This window comes from Gilvimarinus sp. F26214L (assembly GCF_054401055.1).
Genome location: NZ_JBTIYG010000002.1, coordinates 345,214 through 369,554, shown reverse-complemented (window position 1 = coordinate 369,554; position 24,341 = coordinate 345,214). Strand labels below are relative to the sequence as shown.

General features: G+C 60.4%; 27 protein-coding genes. 5 read left to right on the top strand and 22 right to left on the bottom strand.

Annotated elements, in window-relative coordinates; all coding sequences use genetic code 11:
- The first annotated feature begins 72 nt into the window (after window positions 1-72).
- Complete coding sequence (locus ACURWW_RS03930; protein WP_445615720.1) at window positions 73-978, top strand: AraC family transcriptional regulator; 906 nt, start codon at window positions 73-75, stop codon at window positions 976-978.
- A 35-nt stretch (window positions 979-1,013) separates the two neighbouring features.
- Here ACURWW_RS03930 and ACURWW_RS03925 read toward each other — a convergent pair whose 3' ends face one another.
- The 6 genes from ACURWW_RS03925 to ACURWW_RS03900 form a co-directional block, all read right to left on the bottom strand.
- Window positions 1,014-1,625, bottom strand: coding sequence for a pyridoxamine 5'-phosphate oxidase family protein (locus ACURWW_RS03925; RefSeq protein ID WP_445615719.1), 612 nt, complete (start codon window positions 1,623-1,625; stop codon window positions 1,014-1,016).
- A 26-nt stretch (window positions 1,626-1,651) separates the two neighbouring features.
- On the bottom strand, window positions 1,652-2,947 hold the full coding sequence (locus ACURWW_RS03920) for a GntP family permease (protein WP_445615718.1): 1,296 nt from the start codon (window positions 2,945-2,947) through the stop codon (window positions 1,652-1,654).
- A 233-nt stretch (window positions 2,948-3,180) separates the two neighbouring features.
- Window positions 3,181-3,540 (bottom strand): hypothetical protein, encoded by a 360-nt coding sequence (locus tag ACURWW_RS03915; RefSeq protein WP_445615717.1) that lies wholly within the window; start codon window positions 3,538-3,540, stop codon window positions 3,181-3,183.
- A gap of 175 nt (window positions 3,541-3,715) precedes the next feature.
- Window positions 3,716-4,597 carry a DMT family transporter gene (locus tag ACURWW_RS03910; RefSeq protein WP_445615716.1) on the bottom strand — a complete coding sequence of 294 codons (882 nt, stop codon included), beginning with the start codon at window positions 4,595-4,597 and terminating at the stop codon, window positions 3,716-3,718.
- A 99-nt stretch (window positions 4,598-4,696) separates the two neighbouring features.
- Entirely contained in the window at window positions 4,697-5,155 is a 459-nt protein-coding gene (locus tag ACURWW_RS03905) for a GNAT family N-acetyltransferase (RefSeq protein ID WP_445615715.1), read from the bottom strand.
- An 80-nt stretch (window positions 5,156-5,235) separates the two neighbouring features.
- The gene (locus ACURWW_RS03900) at window positions 5,236-6,168 is read right to left on the bottom strand and encodes a LysR family transcriptional regulator (RefSeq protein ID WP_445615714.1); all 933 of its coding nucleotides are present in this window, start codon (window positions 6,166-6,168) and stop codon (window positions 5,236-5,238) included.
- 148 nt (window positions 6,169-6,316) lie between these two features.
- Between ACURWW_RS03900 and ACURWW_RS03895 the strand changes: the two genes are divergently transcribed.
- On the top strand, window positions 6,317-7,348 hold the full coding sequence (locus ACURWW_RS03895) for an aldo/keto reductase (protein WP_445615713.1): 1,032 nt from the start codon (window positions 6,317-6,319) through the stop codon (window positions 7,346-7,348).
- 46 nt (window positions 7,349-7,394) lie between these two features.
- Here ACURWW_RS03895 and ACURWW_RS03890 read toward each other — a convergent pair whose 3' ends face one another.
- The 4 genes from ACURWW_RS03890 to ACURWW_RS03875 all read right to left on the bottom strand — a co-directional run bounded on the left by ACURWW_RS03890 (window position 7,395) and on the right by ACURWW_RS03875 (window position 10,936).
- Window positions 7,395-7,904, bottom strand: coding sequence for a DUF1993 domain-containing protein (locus tag ACURWW_RS03890; protein ID WP_445615712.1), 510 nt, complete (start codon window positions 7,902-7,904; stop codon window positions 7,395-7,397).
- A gap of 90 nt (window positions 7,905-7,994) precedes the next feature.
- Window positions 7,995-8,876 (bottom strand): alpha/beta hydrolase, encoded by an 882-nt coding sequence (locus ACURWW_RS03885; protein WP_445615711.1) that lies wholly within the window; start codon window positions 8,874-8,876, stop codon window positions 7,995-7,997.
- 4 nt (window positions 8,877-8,880) lie between these two features.
- Window positions 8,881-10,446 carry a carboxylesterase/lipase family protein gene (locus tag ACURWW_RS03880; protein ID WP_445615710.1) on the bottom strand — a complete coding sequence of 522 codons (1,566 nt, stop codon included), beginning with the start codon at window positions 10,444-10,446 and terminating at the stop codon, window positions 8,881-8,883.
- 46 nt (window positions 10,447-10,492) lie between these two features.
- Window positions 10,493-10,936, bottom strand: a complete 444-nt coding sequence (locus ACURWW_RS03875; protein WP_445615709.1) for a hotdog fold thioesterase — start codon at window positions 10,934-10,936, stop codon at window positions 10,493-10,495.
- Window positions 10,937-11,048: 112 nt separating this feature from the next.
- Between ACURWW_RS03875 and ACURWW_RS03870 the strand changes: the two genes are divergently transcribed.
- Entirely contained in the window at window positions 11,049-11,780 is a 732-nt protein-coding gene (locus tag ACURWW_RS03870; protein WP_445615708.1) for a glycerophosphodiester phosphodiesterase, read from the top strand.
- A gap of 33 nt (window positions 11,781-11,813) precedes the next feature.
- On the opposite strand, the gene lipA is transcribed toward ACURWW_RS03870, so the two are convergent.
- The 12 genes from lipA to ACURWW_RS03810 form a co-directional block, all read right to left on the bottom strand.
- Window positions 11,814-12,797, bottom strand: coding sequence for a lipoyl synthase (lipA, locus tag ACURWW_RS03865; protein WP_445615707.1), 984 nt, complete (start codon window positions 12,795-12,797; stop codon window positions 11,814-11,816).
- Window positions 12,798-12,809: 12 nt separating this feature from the next.
- Entirely contained in the window at window positions 12,810-13,508 is a 699-nt protein-coding gene (gene lipB, locus ACURWW_RS03860; RefSeq protein ID WP_445615706.1) for a lipoyl(octanoyl) transferase LipB, read from the bottom strand.
- Window positions 13,508-13,780, bottom strand: coding sequence for an HP0495 family protein (locus ACURWW_RS03855; RefSeq protein WP_445615705.1), 273 nt, complete (start codon window positions 13,778-13,780; stop codon window positions 13,508-13,510). Before ACURWW_RS03855 ends, lipB begins: the two co-directional genes overlap by 1 nt.
- A 139-nt stretch (window positions 13,781-13,919) precedes the next feature.
- On the bottom strand, window positions 13,920-15,059 hold the full coding sequence (locus tag ACURWW_RS03850; RefSeq protein WP_445615738.1) for a D-alanyl-D-alanine carboxypeptidase family protein: 1,140 nt from the start codon (window positions 15,057-15,059) through the stop codon (window positions 13,920-13,922).
- 95 nt (window positions 15,060-15,154) lie between these two features.
- A complete protein-coding gene (locus tag ACURWW_RS03845) occupies window positions 15,155-15,943 on the bottom strand; it encodes a septal ring lytic transglycosylase RlpA family protein (RefSeq protein WP_445615704.1) in 789 nt (262 codons plus the stop codon).
- 179 nt (window positions 15,944-16,122) lie between these two features.
- On the bottom strand, window positions 16,123-17,109 hold the full coding sequence (gene mltB / locus ACURWW_RS03840; RefSeq protein WP_445615737.1) for a lytic murein transglycosylase B: 987 nt from the start codon (window positions 17,107-17,109) through the stop codon (window positions 16,123-16,125).
- Window positions 17,110-17,185: 76 nt separating this feature from the next.
- The gene (rodA, locus tag ACURWW_RS03835; protein ID WP_445615703.1) at window positions 17,186-18,331 is read right to left on the bottom strand and encodes a rod shape-determining protein RodA; all 1,146 of its coding nucleotides are present in this window, start codon (window positions 18,329-18,331) and stop codon (window positions 17,186-17,188) included.
- 5 nt (window positions 18,332-18,336) lie between these two features.
- Complete coding sequence (gene mrdA, locus ACURWW_RS03830; RefSeq protein ID WP_445615702.1) at window positions 18,337-20,214, bottom strand: penicillin-binding protein 2; 1,878 nt, start codon at window positions 20,212-20,214, stop codon at window positions 18,337-18,339.
- 137 nt (window positions 20,215-20,351) lie between these two features.
- Window positions 20,352-20,819: a 23S rRNA (pseudouridine(1915)-N(3))-methyltransferase RlmH gene (rlmH, locus tag ACURWW_RS03825; RefSeq protein WP_445615701.1), complete on the bottom strand. Its 468-nt coding sequence runs from the start codon at window positions 20,817-20,819 to the stop codon at window positions 20,352-20,354.
- A 110-nt stretch (window positions 20,820-20,929) separates the two neighbouring features.
- Window positions 20,930-21,271 (bottom strand): ribosome silencing factor, encoded by a 342-nt coding sequence (gene rsfS, locus ACURWW_RS03820; RefSeq protein WP_445615700.1) that lies wholly within the window; start codon window positions 21,269-21,271, stop codon window positions 20,930-20,932.
- A gap of 38 nt (window positions 21,272-21,309) precedes the next feature.
- Complete coding sequence (gene nadD / locus ACURWW_RS03815) at window positions 21,310-21,951, bottom strand: nicotinate-nucleotide adenylyltransferase (RefSeq protein WP_445615699.1); 642 nt, start codon at window positions 21,949-21,951, stop codon at window positions 21,310-21,312.
- 58 nt (window positions 21,952-22,009) lie between these two features.
- Window positions 22,010-23,269, bottom strand: a complete 1,260-nt coding sequence (locus ACURWW_RS03810; protein WP_445615698.1) for a glutamate-5-semialdehyde dehydrogenase — start codon at window positions 23,267-23,269, stop codon at window positions 22,010-22,012.
- 152 nt (window positions 23,270-23,421) lie between these two features.
- Between ACURWW_RS03810 and ACURWW_RS03805 the strand changes: the two genes are divergently transcribed.
- Entirely contained in the window at window positions 23,422-23,949 is a 528-nt protein-coding gene (locus tag ACURWW_RS03805) for a glycine zipper 2TM domain-containing protein (protein ID WP_445615697.1), read from the top strand.
- Between the two features lie 125 nt (window positions 23,950-24,074).
- Window positions 24,075-24,332 (top strand): PepSY domain-containing protein, encoded by a 258-nt coding sequence (locus tag ACURWW_RS03800; RefSeq protein ID WP_445615696.1) that lies wholly within the window; start codon window positions 24,075-24,077, stop codon window positions 24,330-24,332.
- Window positions 24,333-24,341 lie beyond the last annotated feature (9 nt).

Here is a 24,341-nt window from a genome sequence, read left to right as displayed (position 1 = left end):
GCCGGAAACGGTAGCACGGGGCGAGCGGTCACTGTGATAGACTAAGTTTCGCCGAAGATGGACTATCTTTCGATGAATGAGCTTGATTCCGCGGTCGGTAACTCTGCCCGAACCTCCCAGTGGCCGCTGCCTCCCGACAGCCTGCGTTACGTGCTGCCTGCCCAGGCAGTGCAGCGGCTGGCAGCCCACCCTCTTACTCGCGACCTCTACCCGCGGGCGTTCGGCCACTACCGACGGGCACGCAATCACGAAATGCAGCGCGATCAACACGATGACGATCTTTTGATCTACTGCACGGAAGGAAGGGCCCGGCTACAGGTGCAGGGGCGTACTGTGGAGGTTGGCTCCGGGGATCTGATTCTCCTGCCTGCCGGCACCCCCCACCGCTATACCAGTGACAGGCGAGACCCCTGGACCCTGCACTGGGTGCATTACAGCGGGCCGCTCGCACGGGCATTTCGGGAACACATGGGGTTCCGGGCAGGAGAATTTACGCGGCGACTGGGCCATCACCCTCGCCTGCTGGTGGATTTCAACGGCATGCTGTCCGTGCGCCAGACAGGCTTCCGGACACAGGGCCTGGTTCATGCTGCCAACCGTCTGCGGCAGCTACTTACGGCGGTGTCCCTGTGCGGCAGCGAAACGGGTAGCCGGGAGCAGGTCGACCTGGAAACCATTCACGACTTCATGCAGGACCACCTTCAGGACCGCCTGACCCTGCGGCAACTGGCCGACCTCGCAGGCCTGTCCCCCGCCCACTTCGCCACCCGCTACCGGCAACTCACTGGTGAAGCTCCGATTCAGCATTTCCTGCACCTGAAGGTGGAGCACGCCTGTCAATTGCTGGACAGTACCGACGAACCCTTCGCTGCCATCAGCGAGGCGCTGGGATACGACGACAGCTACTACTTCTCCCGGCTGTTCAAGAAAGTGATGGGGCAGGGCCCGCGACAGTATCGATACAAGAATCGCCACTGAAGCGCCCCTAGGGAATCACTCGAAACAACGCGGATTCACCACAAGCTGTCCCTCGCACGCTCCGGCCATTGCTCGTCGTATTCCTCGCCGTCGATCCTGCGATTACTCAAGGCCGCAAGGATCTGGCCGGCACTGGGCACCGATGAGGCCTCCACGTGCGTGGAGGGATCCCAGAGCCCGGATCGCAACATGGCGCGCCCGCAATGGAAGAAGGCCGTTTCCACGTCGATGACGATCACCGAGCGCGGGGGCTTCCCTTCCACCGCAAAGGTGTCGAGAACAGCGGAGTCGGTGGTTATGGTGGCCTTGCCGTTGACCCGCAACGTGGTGGCAATACCCGGGATCAGAAACAGCGTGGCCACCCGCGGGTCGCGGATTATATTGCGGAGAGAATCCACCCGGTTGTTCCCCCGGCGGTCGGGGACCATGAGCGTTCGATCGTCCACCACGCGAACAAACCCGGGCCGATCTCCCCGCGGGGTGCAGTCCAGCCCTTCGGGGCCGCTGGTGGCCAGCATCATCATGGGCGATGCCTCGATGATCGCCTGGTATTCGGCAATGAGGCGAGGGACCTCCTTGATGATCGACGGCTCGGAGGGTTTGCCGTAGATCGCGTCGAGCTCTTCAATGCTTTGCACGATTGTCATCCCTGCATTTCCTTCTCGTTTTTCGTTTACATCAACACAAACAGACCCACCGCAATCGCCAGACCGATGAGGGGCACCACGACGGTTACGGCGGCAATGGGACCGTAAGCGGATCGGTGGCTCTCCTTGCAGATGGCGCGGATGGTGGTGACGACATAGCCGTTATGAGGCAGTGAATCCAGCGCACCGGAGGAGATGGAAGAGATCCGGTGCAGTTGCTCCGGGTTCACCCCCCGGTCCAGAAAATGGTCGCTGATTTCCGGCAGCGCAATGGCGAGCCCGCCGGAGGCAGAGCCGGTGAGCCCCGCAATCACGCTGACCGCGACGGCAGCTCCCACCAGTTCGTTGCCGGGGAGGCCCGTGATGGCGGCCACGGCTGCAGTAAAAGCCGGCGTGACCTTGGCGATGCTGCCAAAGCCCACCACGGCCGAGGTGTTGCCAATGGCAATGAGCGCACCGGTCGTGGCTTCGCCGATAGCGCCGTGAATGTCCTGGAAGTGGCGGATGTTGATCAAGCCGATGGCTGCAACGCCGCCCGCCAGGGCGACAATGAGAGCGTTCTGGGCCAGAGTGTCATGGAATGTGAAAGAAAGCCCCAGCACCACCAGGAGGGGCAACAATCCACTGACCGGCGAAGGCAGGGTCCGATCCGTCAAGCCGGGATCGCCGTCCCGTTGATCGAAGCGCTCACCGGCGTCCACCGCCCGATTGATCAGCCATTTGAGCCAGGTGTAACCGGCAATTGCCATCAGTACCGCGACCAGGAGACTCACCTCCCAGCCCGCGTACGGAGATGTGCCCAGGTATTGAATGGGAATCCAGTTCTGAATCTCCGGAGAACCAGCGGAGGTCATGGTGAAGGTGACGGAGCCAAAGGCCAGGGCAGCCGGAATGAAGCGGCGCGGCAGGTTAGCGTCCTTGAACAGGCTCAGTGCAATGGGGAAGACGGAGAAGGCCACCACGAACACACTGACGCCGCCATAGGTGAGCACCGCGCAGCACAGCACTACCGCCAGTACTGCGTGGCGACGTCCCAGGCGAGCACTGATCCAGCGGGCAAGACTGTCCGCCGCGCCCGTATCCTCCATGAACTTCCCGAACAGGGAACCGAGCAGGAACATGAAAAACCAGGCGGCGACAAAGCCGGCAAAACCCGCCATGTAGAGGCTGACAAAATTTTCCTCACCGCTGAACAGCGGTAGGCCTCCGCAAAGGGCGACCACCATTGCACAAAGGGGAGCGCCGATGAACAGATTGACGCCCCGCAAGGTGAGAACGATCAGCAGCAACAGACCGCCGATCAAACCGATCATGCTCAACATGCCGCAGCGGAGCTCGGTCGCAAACGCAGTGGGAGATTCACCAAACGTGCTTTGGGGTTGGCGAAGAATTCAAGTCTCGGATACAGGTGTTCGCATGCCGGATGGCGAGCCGTGCGGGCGATACAAATTACATTCATCGGGCCGTCTCTTATTATTGCTTGTACGTATTGCCTGTTGCGTGCTGTTGCCTGCAACGCGCCCAATATTACACGAACATCCGACGGTGTCGCACCCTATCTTATGCTGACGCCCTTGCACGCTGCGGTTTGCCCCGCGGGCTTACCGTTGCGATAGATCACCGGTCCGCGCCGGGTTGCCTGGAGGCTCCAGCCGAGACAGGAGAGTAATCGACCAAGATCCGTGCCGTTCAGGGCCGGGTGTTCCGGCACATGCAGCTCGATGGTTTTCAGCTCGGTGACATCACGGTCGCTGATGTGCAGAGTGATGTCCTCCGAACTCGCGAGCGTCTCTATCAGTTCGAGTGCCGTGACTGAGGCAGAATCGGCGGACTGGGATGAAGGGTTGCCAAAGACAACAACTGGAAAGGCGAGCCCCACGACGCCGACCACGATGGTTTTTATTGGGGTTATCACGGGCGAGGCCCTCTTCACGGGTTGAAGAAGTGGCTACTGCGAAAGAATCGACCGAGTGATGAATCCTGAGTTCCGAACCAGGACAGCCAATGTTCGCAAAACGCTCAAGGCGGATCAAACGCTCAGGCCCATGGAGTCGGAGCCCTTTTCAGTCGTCGAAATTTTTCCAGTGCGCTTAGCGCTGATCCTGGCGCGACAGGATCACGCCGCCCAGAATCGCCGCCGCGCCGGCAAACTGGAGCATGCCAAGGGCCTCGCCGAACAGCCACCAGGCCAGCGCCGCCGCGACGGCGGGCTGTAACAAGAGGGCAACGGAGGAGAATGATACGGTGAGACGCGCCATTGCGTAGGCAATCAGGCCCTGACCGCCGATGTGGGCAACAATAGCCAGTGCGAACAGCACCAGCCATCCGCTCAAAGTCTGGGGCCACACCGCCCCATCCATGATCAAGACCACGGGTGCTAAGGCCAGGGCGCCCACCAGAGTGCTGCCGCTCATAACCACACCGGTATTGTGGTGGGCGCGGGCGAGCTTGGTGAAAATCAGATACGCCGAGTAAAAAACTGCCGCCACCAATGCGAAAACGTCGCCCAGCAGGTGTCCGGCCTCACGTGCGGTGCTGCTCCGGACCAGCAGGAATGCACCGGCAATGCCGAGCGCGAGCCCGATCAGAAAACGGGGCCCGATCCGCTCTCCCAACCAGAGCCACGCTACTGCCGTAACAACGATTGGTGCGCAGTTGGCCAGCAAGGTGGCATTGGCGACGCTGGTATGCAGGATGGCAAGATGCCAGAACGCCAGGTCACCTGCAAACGCGAGGCCCGCCAGAATAATCCAGCGTTTCCCCCCGTTCGGCGCCACGGGCGGTGGTGCCGCCTGGCGCCCTGCAACCAGAACAAGCAGCGGCGCGGCCAGTGCAAGCCGGTAGAACGCGGTGGCTACCGGCGGCATTTCACTGACGCGTACAAGTATGGGAGCAAAGGCAATGGCACAGGCGCCCAGGAGAAGAAACACCAGGGCCGCAGTGGCGCCGCGTCGATCAGGAGTGATGGGCATTTTTACTCGCGGCGCTGGTTCGATTGGAAGAAAACGGCAAGTGGTTGACCTCGTACTGCAGTCATATTGAGTCGGTTGCTGCGGCGCCTCTTCGTCTGCTCAGGGCAAGGCAAGTTCCATTCGGTGGAAGCGGATTCCCCCTTCCGTTTGCCGACCGCCAACCGCTCTGAAACCAAAACGCGCATAGACTGGCACAGCCAGCGTTGAAGAGCGAACCCAGAACTGCCGGGTTCCATTGTCAACGGCGAGATCTCGCGCGCGACACCACAGGCGGCTCGCGACTCCCCTGCGTTGATAATTTGGCAACACGAAAAGCTGATCGATCTTTGCGAACCTGTACAGAGTGATGAAGCCGGTGATCCGATCCCCCGTTTTGCTGCGCAAGACAAGGTAGTCCTCATCCCGGAGCCTGTCTTTCATCTGGGCCGCACTGGCGGCGCCCAGAAAGCGTTGCCAGCCACGATCATCAAAGTCCGTCTCCCGGTGGGGAGAGACAGCCGCCAGCATGAGTCTGCTTAATTCCTCCGCCTCCTCGACGCTTGCAAAATCAAAGTCCATTTCGTCGGCCTGGATGAATCGCTCTTGGAATCGAGAGCTGATGCTCGATGCAATCGGGCAACGGGCGGAGCATCATTCCGTTAATCCTCCCTCGCCCCATGCAGCTCTCGCTCCCAAGGTGGAATTTCCCCCAACCACTCCTTCAGGTAGGTGACGAATGCCTGCACCCGTGCGGGCACGAGCCGCCGCTGAGGCATCACCGCGTAGATTGCAGTTTCCGGTAGCCGGAAGTCGGGGAGGACCTGCACCAGCGTGCCATTGCACAGTTGCTCGTGAATGTGCCACACGGAATGCTGAGCCACCCCCAGGCCTGCAACGGCGGCCTGACTCAGAAGCGCCCCTTCGTTGGCTTGCACCGAACCCTTTACCCGCACCGAGTGGCTGCGGCCTTGAAGGTCATGCAAATGCCAGGTGTGATGATCTTCTGGATGGGTGGTAAGAAGCAGGCAGTCGTGTTCGGCGAGGTCCGCCGGCGTTTTCGGGATTCCCCGTCGACGAAGATAGTCCGGGGATGCACAGATCACGCGCCGGTCAATCGCCAGGCGCTGGGCCACCAGGCTGGAATCAGCCAGTTCCCCGATGCGAATGGCAAGGTCGAAACCCTCCCCCACCAGGTCCACCAGTTCGTCGCTGAGGTGAACATTCAGGCCCATGCCCGGATGTCGAGCCAGGAAATCCGGCAACAAGGGGGAGATGTACTGCCGCCCGAAGCCCGGTGGGAGGGCCACGCGCAAAGTCCCTGTCGCCCCTTGCGCACTGCTGCGCAAAGCAGCGGTAAGGTCCTCCATATCGTCCAGCAGAGCACGCCCGCGCTCGACCAGCAAATGCCCTTCCGGCGTGACGTGGAGCCTGCGCGTGCTGCGATGGAGCAAACGGACCTCCAACTCCTGTTCGAGGCGCTTCAGGCGCTGACTGGCCACCGCCGGTGAAAGGTCCAGGCTCCGGGCCGCAGCGCTGATGGAGCCCAACTCCACTACCCGCAGAAACAGCGCAATATCCGTAAGCCGCTCCATGATTATCAACGAATCCTTGAAAGTGTTTGAGGTTGGCTAGCGTATTTCAACGCCGCCCGGGAATCTACAATCCCCTACACATTCTTCGGTCGGCCCATGCCGGTGCCCGGCCTGCGCGACAACGATCAATCACACGGGGAGACGAACCATGGAATACCGCTACCTGGGCAATTCCGGATTCAGAGTGCCTGCGCTGGGCTTTGGCGCGGGCACCTTCGGTGGCAAGGGGCCCTTGTTCAGCGCCTGGGGCAGCACGGATGTGGAGGAGGCAAAACGGTTGGTGGCGATCTGCCTGGAGGCGGGCGTCAATCTGTTCGACACGGCGGACGTGTATTCCGACGGCGCGTCCGAGTCGATCCTGGGCGCTGCAATCAAGGGCAGACGGGAGGAAGTGATCCTCTCAACCAAGCTAAGCCTGCGATTTGGTGACGACCCCAACGATGTGGGCGCAAGTCGCCACCACCTGCTCCGCGCCACCGAGAAGGCCCTGCAGCGGCTGAACACTGACTACATCGACTTGCTGCAGCTCCACCACTTCGACGCCATGACCCCGGTGGAAAGCGTAATGGCCACCCTGGATGACCTGGTCCGTTCCGGCAAGGTGCGCTACATCGGCGCTTCGAATTTTTCCGGCTGGCAGCTTATGAAATCGCAGGCCATAGCGGAACGGTACGGCTACAACCGCTTTATCGCCAACCAGACCTACTATTCCCTCATCGGGCGCGATTATGAATGGGAGTTGATGCCGCTGGGCCAGGATCAGGGGCTCGGCGCCTTGGTGTGGAGCCCGCTCGGTTGGGGGCGACTGACCGGAAAGATCCGTCGCGATGCCCCGCTGCCCGCCGGGAGTCGCCTGCATGAAACCGCCGGATTCGCGCCGCCGGTCCAGGAGGAGCGCCTGTATCGCGTGGTGGACGCCTTGGTGGACATAGCGGAGGAGACGGGCAAAAGTGTGCCGCAAATTGCGATCAACTGGTTGCTGCAGCGACCGACCGTGTCATCGGTTTTGGTTGGCGCGCGCGACGAAGCCCAACTGCGGCAAAACCTCGGAGCGATCGGGTGGCGACTCGACCCGGTGCACATGAAAAAACTGGACGCGGCCAGCGCCGTGGTGCCGCCCTACCCCTACTACCCTTACTGGAATGGTCAGTTCGCTGAGCGAAACCCACCACCGGTGTAAATCATGGAGTTTCCGACGGCACCTTGGTTTACCTGCCTCCAGGAACTCAGGCCTGTTTGACGAAGGGCGCGAGGTGCCGCATATAGTCCTGCTTGCCAATATCCAGGCCCGCCGAGCGGAGAATGCCGTAAGCGGTGACCAGATGAAAATAGAAGTTCGGCACCAGAAACTCGTTCACGTAGTCGATGCCCGACATCTCGGCGTACAGGGTGGGTCCAAGCTCGATACGGATCAGCTCGGCCAGCTTCGGATCGTCCTCCGGCGTCGCGGAGAGCAGGTCCTTTGTTTCCTGAATACAGGTGTTCGCTTGCTCGAGGGAAGCCACTTGCAGATCCAGATCTCCCCGGGGACGGCCCTGAGCCCAGAGCGCAAAGTTGCGCGGCTGGTTGCAGGTAAATACCACCTGGGTACCCAGCGGAAACATATCGGGCGCTAGCCGGCGTTGCAGCATGGAGCTTTCGTTCAGCTCCTCGAATCCGCGCCGCAGCAAATGGGCAAGAGTATCGAGCCGCGTAGTGAAGAGGTGTTGGATTTCCTTTATCGATGCACTGGACATCAGGTTCTCCTTAGTCGTGTTGAGTCGCCGCGCGAGCGGACTGCTTTGACCCGCTCTCCGTTTGCTTTTGCAGTGTCTTGACCATTCTCCCTATGGATTCTGCGCCATGGTTCGGGCGCTTCGCTCATGCTTTGGGTCGGGCAACAGCCTGCGCAGCCATCCGTCCAGCAACTCGAGGAACTCGGCCGCTTCCGGCTCGTTCAGCACTTCGTGGTAGGCCTGGGGATAATACACAAGCTGTTTGTTGGCCGATCCAACCCTGTTTACGAACGCCTCGGCTCCCGCCGGATTGACCAGTACATCCTTGCCCCCCTGAACAACCAACACTGGCAAGGTGATCCTGCCGGCGTTTCGACGCACCCGGCCCATGGCTCCACCCAGGGCCAGAGCCAGGCCGACGCTCATGGCTCCGTGATGCACCAGCGGATCTTTTTTGTAATCTTCCACCACCCCCGGATCGCGACTGACTCCGTTGGGATCCAGTGGGCTGAACGGAGCCTTTGGATTGACGAGTTTGAAAAAGGCCGCCTTGAGCCTGGTTGCGGTTCCGGGCTGCTGCACCGGCATCAGCGCAGGACTTGAAAGAATAGTCGCGGTGACTTCACGCTGGTGCGCCAGCAGGTAGCTGGCCGCAATGAGGCCGCCCATGCTGTGGCCGAACAGAAACAGGGGCTTGCCCTTGTGCTGGAGCCGAGCCCATTGGACCATGGTGTTGAGATTTTCAAGAAAATCATTGAAGGAATCCGCGTGACAACGGGGCCCTTCGGAGCGGCCATGCCCCATGTGATCGTAGCTGTAGACCGCGCACCCCTGCTCCACCAGATGTTCGGCAAGGTGTTGATAGCGGCCGCTGTGTTCGGCGAGGCCGTGGACCACCAACACTGCGGCCATTGGTTCACAATCCGGAAGCCAGGCGCGGCGGAATACAGCCATGCCCTTGTGACCGTTAAAAAAGTCTTCCTGAGTGTGCATGGGCTCAGCCTCCCCTCAGGCTTGCGTTCAGTTTTTCGTAGAACTCCCATATTCCCGGCAGCAGGTTTTCAGCGGGAACGGCGGCGGCGCCGCTCTCGTTGTTGAATTCCATGTAATGCCGGCGTTCCTTTGTGTAGGGTTTCCAATCGGGGTGATCACTCTTTGCGGCATTGGGGTCGCCGTCTTTGGCAAAGGCCACCCAGTAGTCGGACATGACATCCCCCAGTTCACGCTCACGGGTGTCGTTCTCGCGGACATTGTTGAATACATACTGAATTTCCGCCGCGTGGTACGCACCCAACTGCTCCTTCAATGGACCGGCGGGACGGTGAGTAAAGTAATAAAGGTAGGCAGGCTGCGCCACATTGGCCGTGAACATGGCCCAGGTTTGCATGGGCCAGGTCACGAAGGAGTCGCGAAAGGCGTCGAGTGTTGAGCGGAGCAAGTCGTCCGCCGGATAAAGCTGCAGATAATCGCCGGCAAACTCCGCGTAGCGTGCCTTGACGGTGCGCTGGTAGGTTTCCGCATCCCGGGCTGCCCGGGCCCCGGCCCCCAGCGTGGTGCCTTCGTCAGCGTTGAAGCCGACGAGCACAGGGACCGGGTTCTGTTTACCCTGAGCCATAATGGAGTAGATCTGCTCCGGGAAGACCCAGCCGTCCACCACTGCGCGGCTCAGGTGGCCGTGCTCTTCCGACCGGGCCATCAGTTCCGCCGCCGGCAATGCACGCAGAGCTTCAATGGGCGATTTGTGGTCCTTGTGGAGAATGGCTTCAGCCAGGGCTTCACCCCGCTGTTCAGCCGAGGGCTGATCGATGCGACTGGTTTTGAGTTCCGGCATGACCTCCAGGACGGCACCGCTCTGGCCGATGGCCCGGTGGAACAATCCTTTGGCCAGAGGTGAGGCCACCAGGTGATTGACGCTCCAGGAACCGGCGGATTCTCCGAAGATGGTGACCTGATCCGGGTCACCTCCAAACGCGGCAATATTGTCCTGCACCCATTTCAAGGCCTGGACCTGATCCGTCGTTCCGTAATTTCCCGAAGACCCGTGGGGAGACTCGGCACTCAGTTGCGGGTGGGAGAAATAGCCCAGCATGCCAAGGCGGTAATTGATCGTGACGACTACCACACCCTTCTTTGCGAGAGCAGCGCCATTGTAGGTGTCGATGGCACCGCTGCCGCGAGTGAGCGCGCCACCGTGAATCCAGACCATCACCGGCCGCTTCTCTCCTTCGTTCGCGGCACTCCAGACGTTCAGGTACAGGCAATCCTCGCTGGCGGGTGGACTGGGGCGGGAGAAGAAACTCCCTTCCGGGTAGGGTAGCTGCACGCAGTTGGGCGCAAAGGCGTCGGCCATCCGCACCCCGCGCCAGGCGGGAGCCGGTTCCGCAGGCTTCCAGCGGCGCTCGCCGGTGGGTGGCAGCGCGTAAGGAATCGCCTTGAACGAGCGGACCCCGTCCTCACTGACCTCGCCCTGCAGTTTGCCTTGTGGCGTGTCCACGACCGCGGGTTCGGCCCAGAGGGAATGGCTGAGCCCGAACAGCAGGGCGATCAGTAATCGTTTTTTCATGGCAGTTCCCCGGTTGTTGGTTTTATTGGTCGGGCTGCGTGGGTGCTCAGCCCTGCTGCTTGTGCTGAATCACGGCCATGGTCAGCCGGGAAATACAGGTGAGCCGCTCCCGGTCATCATAGAGGCGGATATCCCACACCTGTGAGGTGCGACCGAGGTAGACAGGGCGCGCCACCCCTGTGACTTTACCTTCCCGCACACCGCGCACGTGATTTGCATTGATTTCCTGGCCGACACAGGCGTACTTTTCACGGTCCACCACCATGTTGGCGCCGACGCTGCCCAGGGTTTCCGCCAGGGCCACATTGGCACCGCCGTGAACCAGTCCCATGGGTTGATGGATTTTTTCACTGACCGGCATTTCACCTTTGAGGTAGTCGGGGCCGATTTCGACAACCTTCATGTCGAGGTAATCGGCGAGAGTTCGGTTGTTGAATCGCTCGGTGAGTTCTTCGATGGTGTATGGTCGGAACCAGATGGATTCTGTCATAAGGCCTACTGCTGTGCTGGCGGGTCAAAAAGGAACGGGTAGTTGAAACAGGATTATGTCTTAATCGATTCGGGATTATCAATCGACTCCAATCTTTCAATATGAGGATTTTATGGGATCGGGCGAAAGGCGCTTGCTCTCCATTGCGCACCGCGGCGGGCGTGCGCACGGAACGGAAAACACACTGACGACTATAGAAAATGCCCTGTCCATGGGTGTGGATGGAATCGAAATCGATGTGTGGCAAATCGGCCATCAACTGCTTGTAACCCACGACAGACAGCTGGGGCGGGTGATCCGCGGTCAGGGGCGGTTGATGGATCTGGAGGAGGAGGACCTCCCTGGATTGCGCAATTACGATGACTCGCCAGTACCGAGTCTGATGGACGTACTGGACGTGGTCGGGGACCGCGCGCTGCTGAACGTGGAACTCAAAGGGCCCAACTGCGCGCCTCTGGTGGCCAATCAGGTGCGCGAGCACTGCCGAAGCGCTGGAGTGCCGGCCGAACACTACATTATCTCAAGCTTTGATCATCCCCAGCTTTTCTGGATGAAGGAGAATGCTCCGGAATTTCGCCGCGGAGTTTTGCTGGGGACCATCCCCCTGGATTACGCCGCCTGCTGCGACCCGCTGGATGCGTGGTCCCTGCACCCGAGTATCGACTTTGTGAATGAGGCATTGGTGCAGGATGCGCGGCGGCGAGGCCTGGAGGTGTGGGTGTATACCGTCAACGACCTGGATGACATGCGCGACCTCCACGCCATGGGGGTGACCGGGGTGTTTGCGGATTTTCCGGAGCGGGTTCTGAACTTCAACCGGGAGGAACTGGGCCTCGATCGCTAGCAGTATTTCGCCAGCGATCCGAGAGGCAACCGGTCAGCGCACCGCTTCACCCTGGGCCTGCTTGTCGGCGTGATAGGAGGATCGCACCAGCGGGCCGCAGGCCGCCTGAGTGAAGCCAAGTTCGGTGGCGCGGGCTTCGTACTCGGCAAATTCGTCCGGGTGAACGTAGCGGGCCACCGGCAGATGGTCCCGCGAGGGCTGCAGATACTGGCCAATGGTGAGCATGTCCACATCGTGGTCACGCAGGTCCTGCATCACTTCAAAAATCTCTTCCTTCGTTTCGCCCAGCCCGACCATCAGACCGGACTTGGTGATCACGTCCGGGCGACGGGCCTTGTATTCCTTCAGCAACTTCAGCGACCAACGGTAGTTGGCTCCCGGCCGGGCCTGGCGGTAGAGGCGCGGGACCGTCTCCAGATTGTGGTTGAACACATCCGGCGCCTCGGCTTCGAACTCCTTCAGAGCCTCGTCCATGCGGCCCCGAAAATCCGGGGTCAGCACCTCCACCTTGAGATTGGGTGACAGGGCACGGGCTTCACGGATGCAGTGGGCAAAATGCCCAGCGCCGCCATCGCGCAGATCGTCCCGGTCCACAGAGGTAATAACCACGTAATTAAGACGCATCTCGGCGATCGCCTCCGCCAGGTGGCGAGGCTCGTCCGGGTCGAGGGGATTGGGCTTGCCGTGCCCCACGTCGCAAAAGGGACAGCGGCGGGTGCAGATATCGCCCATGACCATGAAGGTGGCCGTACCGCCGGAAAAACATTCACCCAGATTGGGACAGCTCGCTTCCTCGCAGACGCTTGCCAGGCGGTTCTTGCGGAGGATCTTTTTGATCCGGTCCACCTCCGGCGACGCGGGCACTTTTACCCGGATCCAGTCGGGTTTGCGCAGTAGCTGATCGGAGGCGATCACTTTGACGGGAATATTGTCCAGCTTGTCCGCATCCCGCAATTTCTCGCCCTGCACCTTGCGGCGACTGCGTTTGACGGGCAATTGTTCTTCAGAGGTGCTCATGGTGCTGCGGTCTCAGGAGTTGGTGAATGAAAGAGTGGATGAGTGCAACGGGGCGCTGTGGCCGGACTCCGGCGCGGACCATTGTGGCTCATAGTCCAGCAACTCACAAAACTTTCTGACAAAGGTGCGCCCCACAATGTCCAGGGAAACGGCCGGGTCGCCTCCCACCAGGGTGCGAAGCTGAGCTACCTGAAGGCCCGCATAGCCGCAGGGGTTGATGCGGCGGAAAGGCTCCAGATCCATGTCCACGTTGAGGCTGATACCGTGGAAGCTGCAGCCGCGTCGAATGCGCAGGCCGAGGGCGGCAATTTTTGCCCCCTGGACGTAAACCCCGGGAGCGCCATCCTGTCGCTGCGCAGCAACCCCGTAGTCCCGAAGGGTGTGGATCAATATTTCTTCCAGGGTTTCCACCAGCGCCCGGACGCCAATATTGCGGCGCTTCAAATTCAACAATGGATACGCCACCAGTTGGCCGGGCCCGTGATAGGTCACCTGGCCGCCACGGTCGCATTTGACCACGGGGATATCCCCGGGTGCGAGTATGTGTTCCCGCTTGCCCGCCTGGCCGAGGGTGAATACGGGGGGATGCTCCACCAGCCACAGCTCGTCCCCGGCCTCGGCGCCGCGACGGTCGGTGAATTCGCCCATGCGCTGCCAGACCGGTTCATAGCTTTCCCGGCCCAGGCGGCGTACCTGCAGCGGCTGAACCATTACAGCACCATTTTGACGGCGTCGAGCTGTTTCAGATCTTCGAAGAGGGCTTTGAGCTGGGGTTCCCCGGTGGCAGTGATGAATACGGTCACCGATTGGAAACGGCCATTGCGGCTGTCGCGGATGGTGACCTTGCTGACATCGAAGCCCGGCGCGTGACGCTCCATAACGGTGATCACCCAGTCGTGAAGTTCCGCTCCGGCGTCGCCCATGACTTTGATGGGGTAATCGTGGCAGGGAAATTCGATACGCGGGGGCTGGGGCTCGGACATGACATCCCTCCGGGGCATAATCCGCCTCGGGACTGACAAGGCAGTGCTCGGGCGGTCACGTAAATCAGAGGAGGGAGTTTAACACAGGAGGGGAGGCGCGATCCCGGAGGGTCGCGCAACGGGCTCGAAAATGGATCGATCAGAGCAGGCTGAACAGATCCATGAAGAAGAGTTTGAGACTGTCCCAGATGCGGGCGAAGAACCCGGCCCGCTCGATGGCGTCTTGCGCGACGAGAGGAACGTCCAGCAACTGCTCGCCATTGAGCTCTACGGTCACATTCCCCAGCTCCTGGCCGGCCGCGATGGGTGCCTTGATCACCTCATCGATGTGCATGGTCGCCTTCAGACTGCTCTGCGCGCCCCGCGGAATTGTGAGGAAAATATCCTCGGCCACGCCCAGCGGCAGGTTCTCCGCCAGACCCTGCCAGACACGCACGGAGCTGATTTCGTCGGCGGGTGAATACAGGCGGTGGGTCTGGAAGTAGCGAAAACCGTAAGTCAGCAGCTTTTGGGATTCGGCAGCACGGCTGTCTTCAGAGCGGGCCCCCATCACCACAGCGATCAAGCGCATATCGTCCTTCTTGGAGGACGACACCAGGCAGTAGCCTGCCTCTTCCGTATGGCCCGTTTTGATGCCATCCACGGAGGGATCCCGAAACAGCAGCTTGTTGCGGTTTGGCTGATTGATGCCGTTGTATTGGAAGTACTTCTCTGAATACAGCGCATAGTGATCGGGATAATCGCGAATCAGGGCGCGGGCGAGTTTCGCCAGATCCCGGGCCGTGGTCACGTGGCCTTCCGCAGGCCAGCCGGTGGCATTTTTGAAGTGAGTGCTGGTCATGCCGAGCAGGGCGGCCTGCTGGTTCATAAGGTCCACGAACGCGTCTTCGCTTCCGGCAATCTGCTCCGCCAGCGCTACACTGGCGTCGTTACCGGATTGAACGATCACGCCGCGCAACAGATCCTTCACGGAGACCTGAGTGCCCTCGCGAATGAACATCTTGGAGCCACCCATTTTCCAGGCTTTGACACTGATGTTCACCATGGTGTCTTCGCTGAGGCTGCCACGGGCGATCTCACCGGAGACGATGTAACTGGTCATCATCTTGGTGAGACTGGCCGGAGGCAACAGCTCGTCTGCGTTGTGTTCCACCAGCACTTCGCCCGTGTTGGCATCGATCAACAGATAGCCGGTCGCGGCCAGTTGGGGCGGCGCGGGGATCAGAACCGATTCGGCCTGAACGTTGGCAGTGGAGGACAGAACGCCCACCAGAAGCATGAAGGCGCAGATAAGACCGCGGTTTAAACCAGCACTAAACAAAGCAATTTACCTCTCGCGTGTATCCCTGAATACAACGGTTATGGACTATCAGGTTAATCCCGCACAACGTGCGGAATACCCAGATTCAATTGCTGAATGCGTTCTTTGAGATTCAGCAGTTCAAAATTGTCTGCGATGGGGCCAATGCGCACCCGGAACATCGTCTGCAGGCTATCGGCCGGTGCAATGAACACCGGCAATGACGTCAACTCCAGCAGTTTCTCCTGCAACGCGGCGGCGGATTCCCGCGAGCCGAATGCTCCTGCCTGCAAAAACGTGTTGCCGGGCAGTTGATATCCTGCTGACTGCAGGGGCGCAGGTGCCCTGGGTTCGCCGCTCGCCACCACCGGATCGGGCTGGCGATTCTCAGTGACCCAGGTATCCGGGTTGATCGCCTCTACCTCCACCGTTGCCACGCCCTGCTCCACGAAACCGAGCTTCTTGGCGGCCGCATAGGTCAGGTCGATGATCCGATCACCGTGAAAGGGACCCCGGTCGTTCACACGGACAATGACCTCTTTGCCGTTTGCCACATTCCTGACTTTGACGAAGGTGGGAATGGGCAGCGTTTTATGCGCGGCGGTCATGCCGTACATATCGTAGATTTCACCGTTGGACGTTTGCGCACCGTGAAATTTTTTCCCGTACCAGGAGGCAGATCCGCGCTGGCGATAGCCATCGGAGCTTTCCATCACCTCATAGGTCTTCCCAAGCACCGTGTAAGGCGATTTATTGCCTGCCCGGGTGCGCGGCTCCCAGCGCGGCACCGCGTCCGGAATATGGGAGACATCCACCGCCTGGGACGGCCCGCTGTCCCTGTGAGTCGACTGAGGCGTGCTCACACATGCACTCAGACTCAGCAGACCACACAACGCGACAATGGTTTTCGTTCTTTTCGCTGCTGGCGACATAATTCAAAACGGGTTCAGTTTTTGTTTTACGCACAACGGTGCGCACGGGTGGTCAGTCCCTGCTAACCAATGTAGACCATAAACGGAAAATTGGGGAATCGCTGGACGTGTCAGCGCCGGGTAATCAATCGCTGGTGTCGCTCGGCTATCGCCTGCCCCAGTTTATAAACAGCCATCGCGTAAAGCTGGCTGCGGTTATAGCGGGTGATAACCTCGAAATTTTTCAGCCCCACCCAGAACTCCGCGCCTTGTTTCCCCTCGAGCCTGAAAGCCATCGCTTGTTTGTCGTCCGCCAGCGAGTCCAAGGGATTCAAACCGGCCCGCTTCAAATCGGCGACTTTATGCTCGAGCTTGAGGCCCTTTGTGAGGACGCCCTGATCATAATCCCGGTTGACACGCGCGCGGGTCACTACCGCCTCGTCCTTTTGCCATCCATGCCGGGCCAGATAGTTGGCGATGCTGCCGATGGCATCCGAGGGATTATTCCAGATATCGACGAAATCGTCCCCGTCGAAATCCACCGCGTAGGCACGGTAGCTGGAGGGCATGAACTGACCGTATCCCATAGCCCCTGCGTACGAGCCCATTAGCGTGAGAGGGTCCTGTTCTTGTTCGCGGGCAAGAAGGAGGAAATGCTCCAGTTCCTTGCGAAAGAAATCAGATCGGGGCGGATAATCGAAACCGAGTGTTGAAAGGGCGTCGATTACCCGATACCCGCCCTTGTTGTCGCCGTAACGAGTCTCCACGCCCAGAATCGCGACGATGATTTCCGGCGCAACACCGTAAGTCTCGTACGCGCGCTGCAACTCCGCTTCGTTGTCCAACCAGAAACGCGCACCACCCTTGATGCGGTTGTTCTTCAGGAAGATGTTCTGGTATCGGGCCCAGGTCAGGGTTTTCTCCGCGGGCCGCGCAATGGCTTCCAGAATGGACTCCTTCTGCTCCACCTGCTCGAACAGCGCGCGCAGCTCCTCACCGTCGAAACCATGCTTCGCATGCATATCGGCGGTGAACCCTTCAAAGTGCGGGTGGCTGGAGTAATCCGCAGCGCTGTTCGCCGCCCAGGCTACAGCCAGCGAGGCAAGAATTCGATGCATCATTTTTGTGGTCCCGGCTGTCAATGTATCACCTTTATGGAATCAGTCGAATTTGCGGGGGGATCTCCGACAACGATCAGATCGTGAGCCGGCGCTGCTCGGTGCTGATCGCCATCAACAGGCCAAAACCGATCATCAGGGTCAGCATGGCCGTTCCGCCATAGCTGACCAGCGGCAGAGGCACGCCCACTACTGGAAGCAGGCCGGCGACCATCCCCATGTTCACGAATACGTAGATAAAGAACGTCAATGTGAGGCTGCCCGCCAGCAGTCGCCCGAAGCTGTCCTGGGCGTTCATGGCGATGGCCAGCCCTCGGCCAATTATCAACAGGTAGACGCCAAGCAGCGCCAGAACGCCAAAGAGCCCAAACTCTTCCGCAAGAACCGCGATGATGAAGTCCGTATGACCTTCCGGCAGGAAATCCAGGTGGGACTGGGTTCCCTGCATCCAACCCTTGCCCGACACCCCCCCGGAGCCGATCGCGGTCTTGGACTGGATGATGTTCCAGCCTGCACCCAGTTTGTCGGCTTCGGGGTTGAGCAAGGTGAGAATTCGCTGGCGCTGATAGTCGCGCAGGCCGTATTCCCAGATGGGCCAGGCGCTGGCCGCCAGCGCAGTGAGAGCGCCAACGATGTATGCCCAGGGCAGACCCGCAAGGAAGAGCACCACGAGACCGGAAAACGCCACCAGGATCGACGTCCCCAGATCCGGCTGCTGCAAAATCAATATAGCGGGGGTGGCGATAAAAACCAGCGACCAGACCACATGCTTGAAACGCGGTGGAATCTGTCGCTGGGAGAGGTAGGCCGCCGTGACGACAGGCAAGGCAATCTTCATCAACTCCGACGGCTGGAAGCGCATTCCTCCGAAACTCAACCAGCGCTGCGCGCCCTTGGCGCCCACGCCGAAAAAGATCACCAGCACCAGAAGAAAAACGCCCAGAACCCACGCCCATATGGACCAGCGGGCCAACGTGCTCAGCCGTACCTGAGCCACCACGAACATACCGGCAAAGCCGAGCAGGAAAATGGTCGCCTGCCGCTTCACAAGGTAAATGCTCTCACTGCTGGCGCTGTACAGCACCACAAGACCCGCGACTGAGAGCAGCATCAGTAGAATAAGCAGTGGCAGGTCGATATGCAGGCGCATCCACACACTGCCACGACGAGCCAGGTCACGACTCGCTTCGGGAAGACGACGCAGAAAATCCTGATCAGCCACGCGCGTTACCCGTCCTGCCGAGTGAATTTGGCTTCGCGGCGGCGCTCGCTCGCAAAGTAGCTGTCAATCACCGCACGCGCAACCGGCGCCGCAGACTCACCGCCATGTCCACCGTTCTCCACGATAATCCCCACGGCGATCTGCGGATCATCCACGGGCGCAAAGCCGATAAAGAGCGCCTGGTCCTGGTAGCGCTTTTCGATCAGTTCAGCGTCGTACTTCTCGCCCTGGGCGATACCGATGACCTGGGCGGTACCGGTCTTCGCGGCCATGCGATAGGACAGGTCCTTGTTGATGCTTCGCGCAGTCCCCCGGGGGTCATGTACCACGGCTTCCATGGAGTCGGCTATGTAATCCCAATGTTTTTCGGCGACCTCGATGCGATCGACCGGTGAATTGGTGTCCCCGTCGGCTGCGGCCAGGTCCCGTGCCAATCGGGGCTCCCGCCGTTCGCCGCGCGATGCGAGCGTGGCAGACATCACAGCCAATTGCAGCGGTGTGACCAGTACGAAACCCTGCCCTACGCCAACGTTGAGTGTATCGCCCGGGTACCAGACAAAACCGCGGGTTTCCTTTTTCCAACGCCGTGAAGGCCAGATTCCCGGGCGCTCGCCCGGAAGATCGATACCGGTTCGCTGGCCAAGACCGAAGTGGCTGCCGAAGGGATGGATGAGGTCGATGGTCATCCGATGTGCCAGATCGTAGTAGAAGGTGTTACATGACTCGACAATGGATTCCCTCAGGTCCACGGCCTTGCCGTGGCCCCAGCTGATGTGATCCCGGTAGCGGCGGGTATCGTTGGGTAACTGGAAATAGCCCGGATCGCTTATGGTGTGGCCCGGTTTGATATGGCCGTGATGAAGCCCCGCCAGACCCAGCATGGGCTTGAGCGTGGAGCCTGCAGCGTATTGGCCGCGCAAGGCGCGGTCGAACAGGGGCGTGTCCAGGGACTCATTCAGCGTTTTGTAGTCCTTGTGACTGATGCCGGTCACGAACAGATTGGGATCAAAGCTCGGGGTCGAAGCGATCGCCAGTACGCCTCCGGTGCGTACGTCCAGTGCTACTACAGCGCCACGCTGTTCACCCAGGGCGTCCATCGCCGCCTGCTGGATTTCCACGTCCAGATAGAGGTGAAGATCCCGACCCGGCGTGGGGTCGTCCCGTTCCAGCTCTTTCAGTACGCGACCCCGCGCGTTGGTTTCGACGTTCTGGTAGCCCACCTGGCCCAGGAGGAGGTCCTCGTACTGTCGCTCCAGACCGATTTTGCCAATGCTGTAGGTGCCCTGATAACGCTCGTACTCGTCTTCGCTGAAGTTCCGCAACTCACGCTCACTGATGCGCCCCACGTACCCGATGCTGTGGGCGAAGAGCTCCGCAAAGGGGTAGTGACGAACCAACTGCGCCTCCACTTCCACGCCTTCCAGACGGTATTCATTCACCGCCAGGCGGGCAATTTCGTCCTCGGTGAGCTGGTAGCGCAGGGGCACTGTTTCAAAGGGGCGGCGACGCTGTTTGAGGTTTTCCTGGAACTTCTCCAGGTCGCCAGGACTGATGTCGACGATGCTGGACAACAGTTCCAGCGTCGCGGGCAAGTCCTTCACCATTTCCCGGGTGATTGACAGGGTATAGCTGGCCCGGTTGTCCGCCAACAGGACTCCGTTGCGGTCGTAGATCAGGCCGCGGGTGGGCGGAATCGGCTGTACGTGGATGCGATTACGATCCGACTGGGTCGCGTAATCCTGATGATGGACCACCTGCAGGTTGTGATAGCGGACGATGAGCACTCCCACCATCACGAAAACGAAAACCGAGACCACCCATACGCGCGCGGCAAAAATCCGCGATTCGCTCGAGTGGTCTTTCAGTTGCAAGTGTTCGGACATGAAGGTGATATCAGGTCGTTTTTATGGCTGTTTACAGGCCCGGGTTATATTTGCCCGCGTGCGTGGCAATGCACTGGCGCGAGCCTGGCTTTTTGCCCGGCAATTGTGTTCCTCCGATGGCCCGTCCCGGCCGCCGGTTATTTGTGATAGGGGTGGTTGCTGAGCAGGCTCCACACGCGGTAGAGCTGCTCGGCGATAACGACCCTGACCAAAGGGTGCGGCAGAGTCAGAGCCGACAGGGACCATAGCTGGTCCGCCCGTTGCAAACAAGCGGGAGCCAGTCCGTCCGGACCGCCGATGACGAGACTCACCGGCCGGGCACGAAGGCGCCAGCCGCTGAACTGCTCCGCGGCCTGTTCCGTACTCCAGGGCTTGCCGCCCTTGTCGAGAGCGACCACCCAGTTGTTGTCGCCAATCGCCGAGAGAATCTGCTCGGCTTCTTTCTCCATGGCGAGCCTCGGCGGAGTATTCTTGCCCCTGGATGCCAGAGGCAGCTCCTTGAATTCAACCGTCACGTCGCGAGGCAGGCGTTTCAGGTATTCCTGGCACCCTGCTTCCACCCATGAAGGCATTTTAGTACCGATTGCGAGAATCTGAATTCGCATCGTCGTCCAAAGCCACGATCCAGAGAAAAAAATGCAGGTTTTGAGCACTTGGCCCCACCTGCCGGAGGTGCCGCGCTCAAAAGGAGGGAAATTCGCGACAGATTGTCGTCTTAGTCAACACTTCGGCCGGCAGGTTCCAGTTGCCACAGCTTTTCCAGATCGTAGAACTCGCGGGTGGCCGGCAGCATGGCGTGGACCACGGTGTCGCCAAAATCGACCAGCACCCACTCGCCTCCCTCCTTGCCCTCGACTCCCATGGGGCGGAATCCGGCCTGTTTGGCGTCGTCTACCACGTTATCCACCAGGGATTTCACGTGGCGACTGGAGGTGCCGCTGACGATGATGAGAGTGTCCATCACATCGCTCAGCTCGCGCACGTCGAGGGTCACGATCTCGCGACCCTTCAGGTCTTCCAGTGCGTTGATGATGATGTCGTTAAGCTGATCGGTCATGAAGTCAGTAGCCTGTATTGGTTGGGGCCGTAACGGCCTCAGGATTGGCGGTAAAGGTGATTTCGCAAAATATAAGCCCAGACAGTGTCTGGAAGGAGAAATTGGGGTGACTCACCCCGGCCGATCTGCGCGCGAATGGCCGTGGATGAGATTGGCAGCAGACTCAGCTCCTCGATGACGAGGCGCCCGGCCGGCTCCCGGCGAAGGGCCCCTGCGTCGCCCCGGTGTTGCGCAACGTAGTCCGCCAGGAATCCATCCGCCGGCAGCTTCCAGCCCGGGCGCGATACGACGGCGATGTGGGCCAGTTCCAGTAGACGCTCCCACCGGTACCACCGGTTCAGGCTGCTGAGCGAGTCCATGCCCATGGCCAGACACAGAGCGGGTTCCGGCCCCAGTTGCGCGCGCAGCGCTTCGAGAGTATGCACCGAGTAGGACGGCTCGGGATTGTCCAGTTCGAGCCTATCCACGAGCAGATCCGGGCAGTCCGCCACTGCCAGCTCAACCATGTGCGCCCGTTGTTCCGCATCGGCGACCGGCGCCTGGCGGTGCGGGGGAATGTGGCACGGGACCAACCGCATCTCATCCATCCCCAGATGCTGCTTCAACTCCAGAGCCAGGCGCAAATGGCCGAAATGAACCGGATCAAAGGTTCCGCCGAAAAGCCCTATCAACTGCCGCATGTCATCGCGCCCCGGCTCCTCTGGTGCCTGAAGGATGGCTCCTGGAGCCACCTCCGGCCTATGGACGGATATGACCGTCTCCGAACACCACCCATTTCTGCGTAGTAAGCCCTTCCAAACCCACAGGGCCGCGCGCGTGCAACTTGTTGGTGGAGATGCCGATCTCCGCCCCCAGTCCGTACTCGAAACCGTCCGCAAAACCGGTGGAGGCGTTGACCATGACGGAGCTGGAGTCCACCTGGGTCATGAACTGGCGTGCGCGGCTGTAATCCTGGGTCACGATGGCATCGGTATGCTGGGAGCCGTACTGGTTGATATGAGCGATGGCTTCAGCCATATCCGCCACGACGCGCACCGCAAGGATGGGGGCAAGATACTCGGTGCTCCAGTCTTCCTCGCTGGCGGGAACGGCCTGGGCCAACAGCGAGCGCGTCTTTTCGCAGCCCCTCAGTTCCACTCCCTTCTCGGCGAAGGCTTCTCCCAGCCGCGGCAGGATTTGCTCGGCAAGCCCTTCGGCCACCAACAGGGTCTCCATCGCATTGCAGACGCCGTAGCGGCGGGTTTTGGCGTTCAGTGCAATGGTGAACGCCTTGTCCAGGTCCGCCTGATCATCGATGTAGACATGGCAGACACCATCGAGGTGCTTGATGACCGGCACGGTGGCATCCCGTGAAATGCGTTCGATCAGACCTTTGCCGCCGCGAGGGACAATGACATCTACATGCTCCGGCATGGTAATGAGCTGGCCCACGGCTTCCCGATCGGTGGTCTCCAGCACCTGTACTGCGGTTTCAGGAAGGCCGGCCTTGGCGAGCCCCGCCCTGATACAGCGGGCGATGGCCTGATTGGAGTGCAGGGCTTCGCTGCCGCCACGGAGAATGGTCGCGTTGCCGGATTTGAGACAGAGGCTGGCAGCGTCGATGGTCACGTTGGGACGGGACTCATAAATGATGCCGATTACCCCGAGAGGCACTCGCATGCGACCCACCTGAATACCGCTGGGTCGATAGCTGAGGTCTGTAATTTCGCCACAGGGGTCAGCCAGAGCGGCCACCTGCATCAGGCCTTCGATCATGCCCTCGATGCGCGCGGGGGTGAGTTCCAGCCGGTCCAGCATGGCCGCGTCCAGCCCGTTGCTGCGCCCGGCCTCCAGATCCTGCTGGTTGGCCGCCGCTATTTCCGTGCGGGCATTTTCCAGCGCGTCAGCCGTTTCATGCAGAGCCCGGTTCTTCTCTCCAGTGCCGGCCGCAGCGATCACGCGTGACGCTTGGCGCGCGTTGCGACCCAGGGTCTGCATATAGCTTTTTATATCGGTCATAGTTTGCTGCCCGTGCCTGTGGCGAGGAAAAGCCCGCATTATATCGACTTTGCAGGCACCTCGCTCGAATCCCCGCGCCCTGTCGCGCTTCAGCTTTCGTTCAGCTTCACCTCTCTATTCTGGTGCCAGTTCCAGAAAAAAGGAGTCCACCCATGAAGAAGCTCATCACCGGCATTGCACTGCTCAGTTGCGCCACCGCTGCATTTGCGGATCGTCCGCACACGCACTACGACTATGCGAAGGTGACGGACGTGCGCCCCATCTACGAAAGTTACACGCACAAGTCCCCGCGCCGGGAATGCTGGACCGAGACGGTTCGCTACGATCGCGACAGGGACACCTACCGCTCCGCCACCGGCACCATTCTCGGCGGGGTCATTGGTGCCGCGGTGGGCAATGAGCTGGGCCACAAGAAACGCAATAAACAGGTGGGGGCGGTGGCGGGCGCGGTTCTCGGCGCGTCCATTGGGCGCGATGTGAGTAACCGCCACCGCGCCCCGGCCGGGGTGGAGTACCGGGACGTGGAACGTTGTGAGACACGTTACGACCGCCACCGGGAGCGCAGGGTATCCGGATACGATGTCCGCTATCGCTATCGGGGCCAGGAGCACAGCACTCGCATGGACCATCACCCCGGCAAGAAGATCAGAGTTGCGGTGTCGGTGCGACCCGCTCATTAAACCGACCTTCAGGGTCCAGGGCAGGTTTGAGCGACATGCCTGCTACAATAAGGAAAATCCAACGTGGCAGCCAACGCTGCCGAGCCGGGTTAACGCCCGGCCCCCTCGCCTCGGGATCCGCTATTGTGAGCCGCCGCAAGATTTTCAGCTTTGCCCTGTGCGCGCTGCTGTGCGCTTCCATCAGCAGCGCGGCAAATGCCGACAAAAAACCACAGCCCGCCCGGGCGGGCAGCGTCGCGGAAGCTGCGAAAATTGCGAAGCGGCGGCACGACGGCAAGATCCTCAAGGTACAGACTCTGAAAACCGACCAGGGCCTGGTTTACCGGGTCAGAATTCTGCAGCCGGACGGGACGATCACTACGATCGCGGTTCGGGGCCGTTAACGGGTTTTC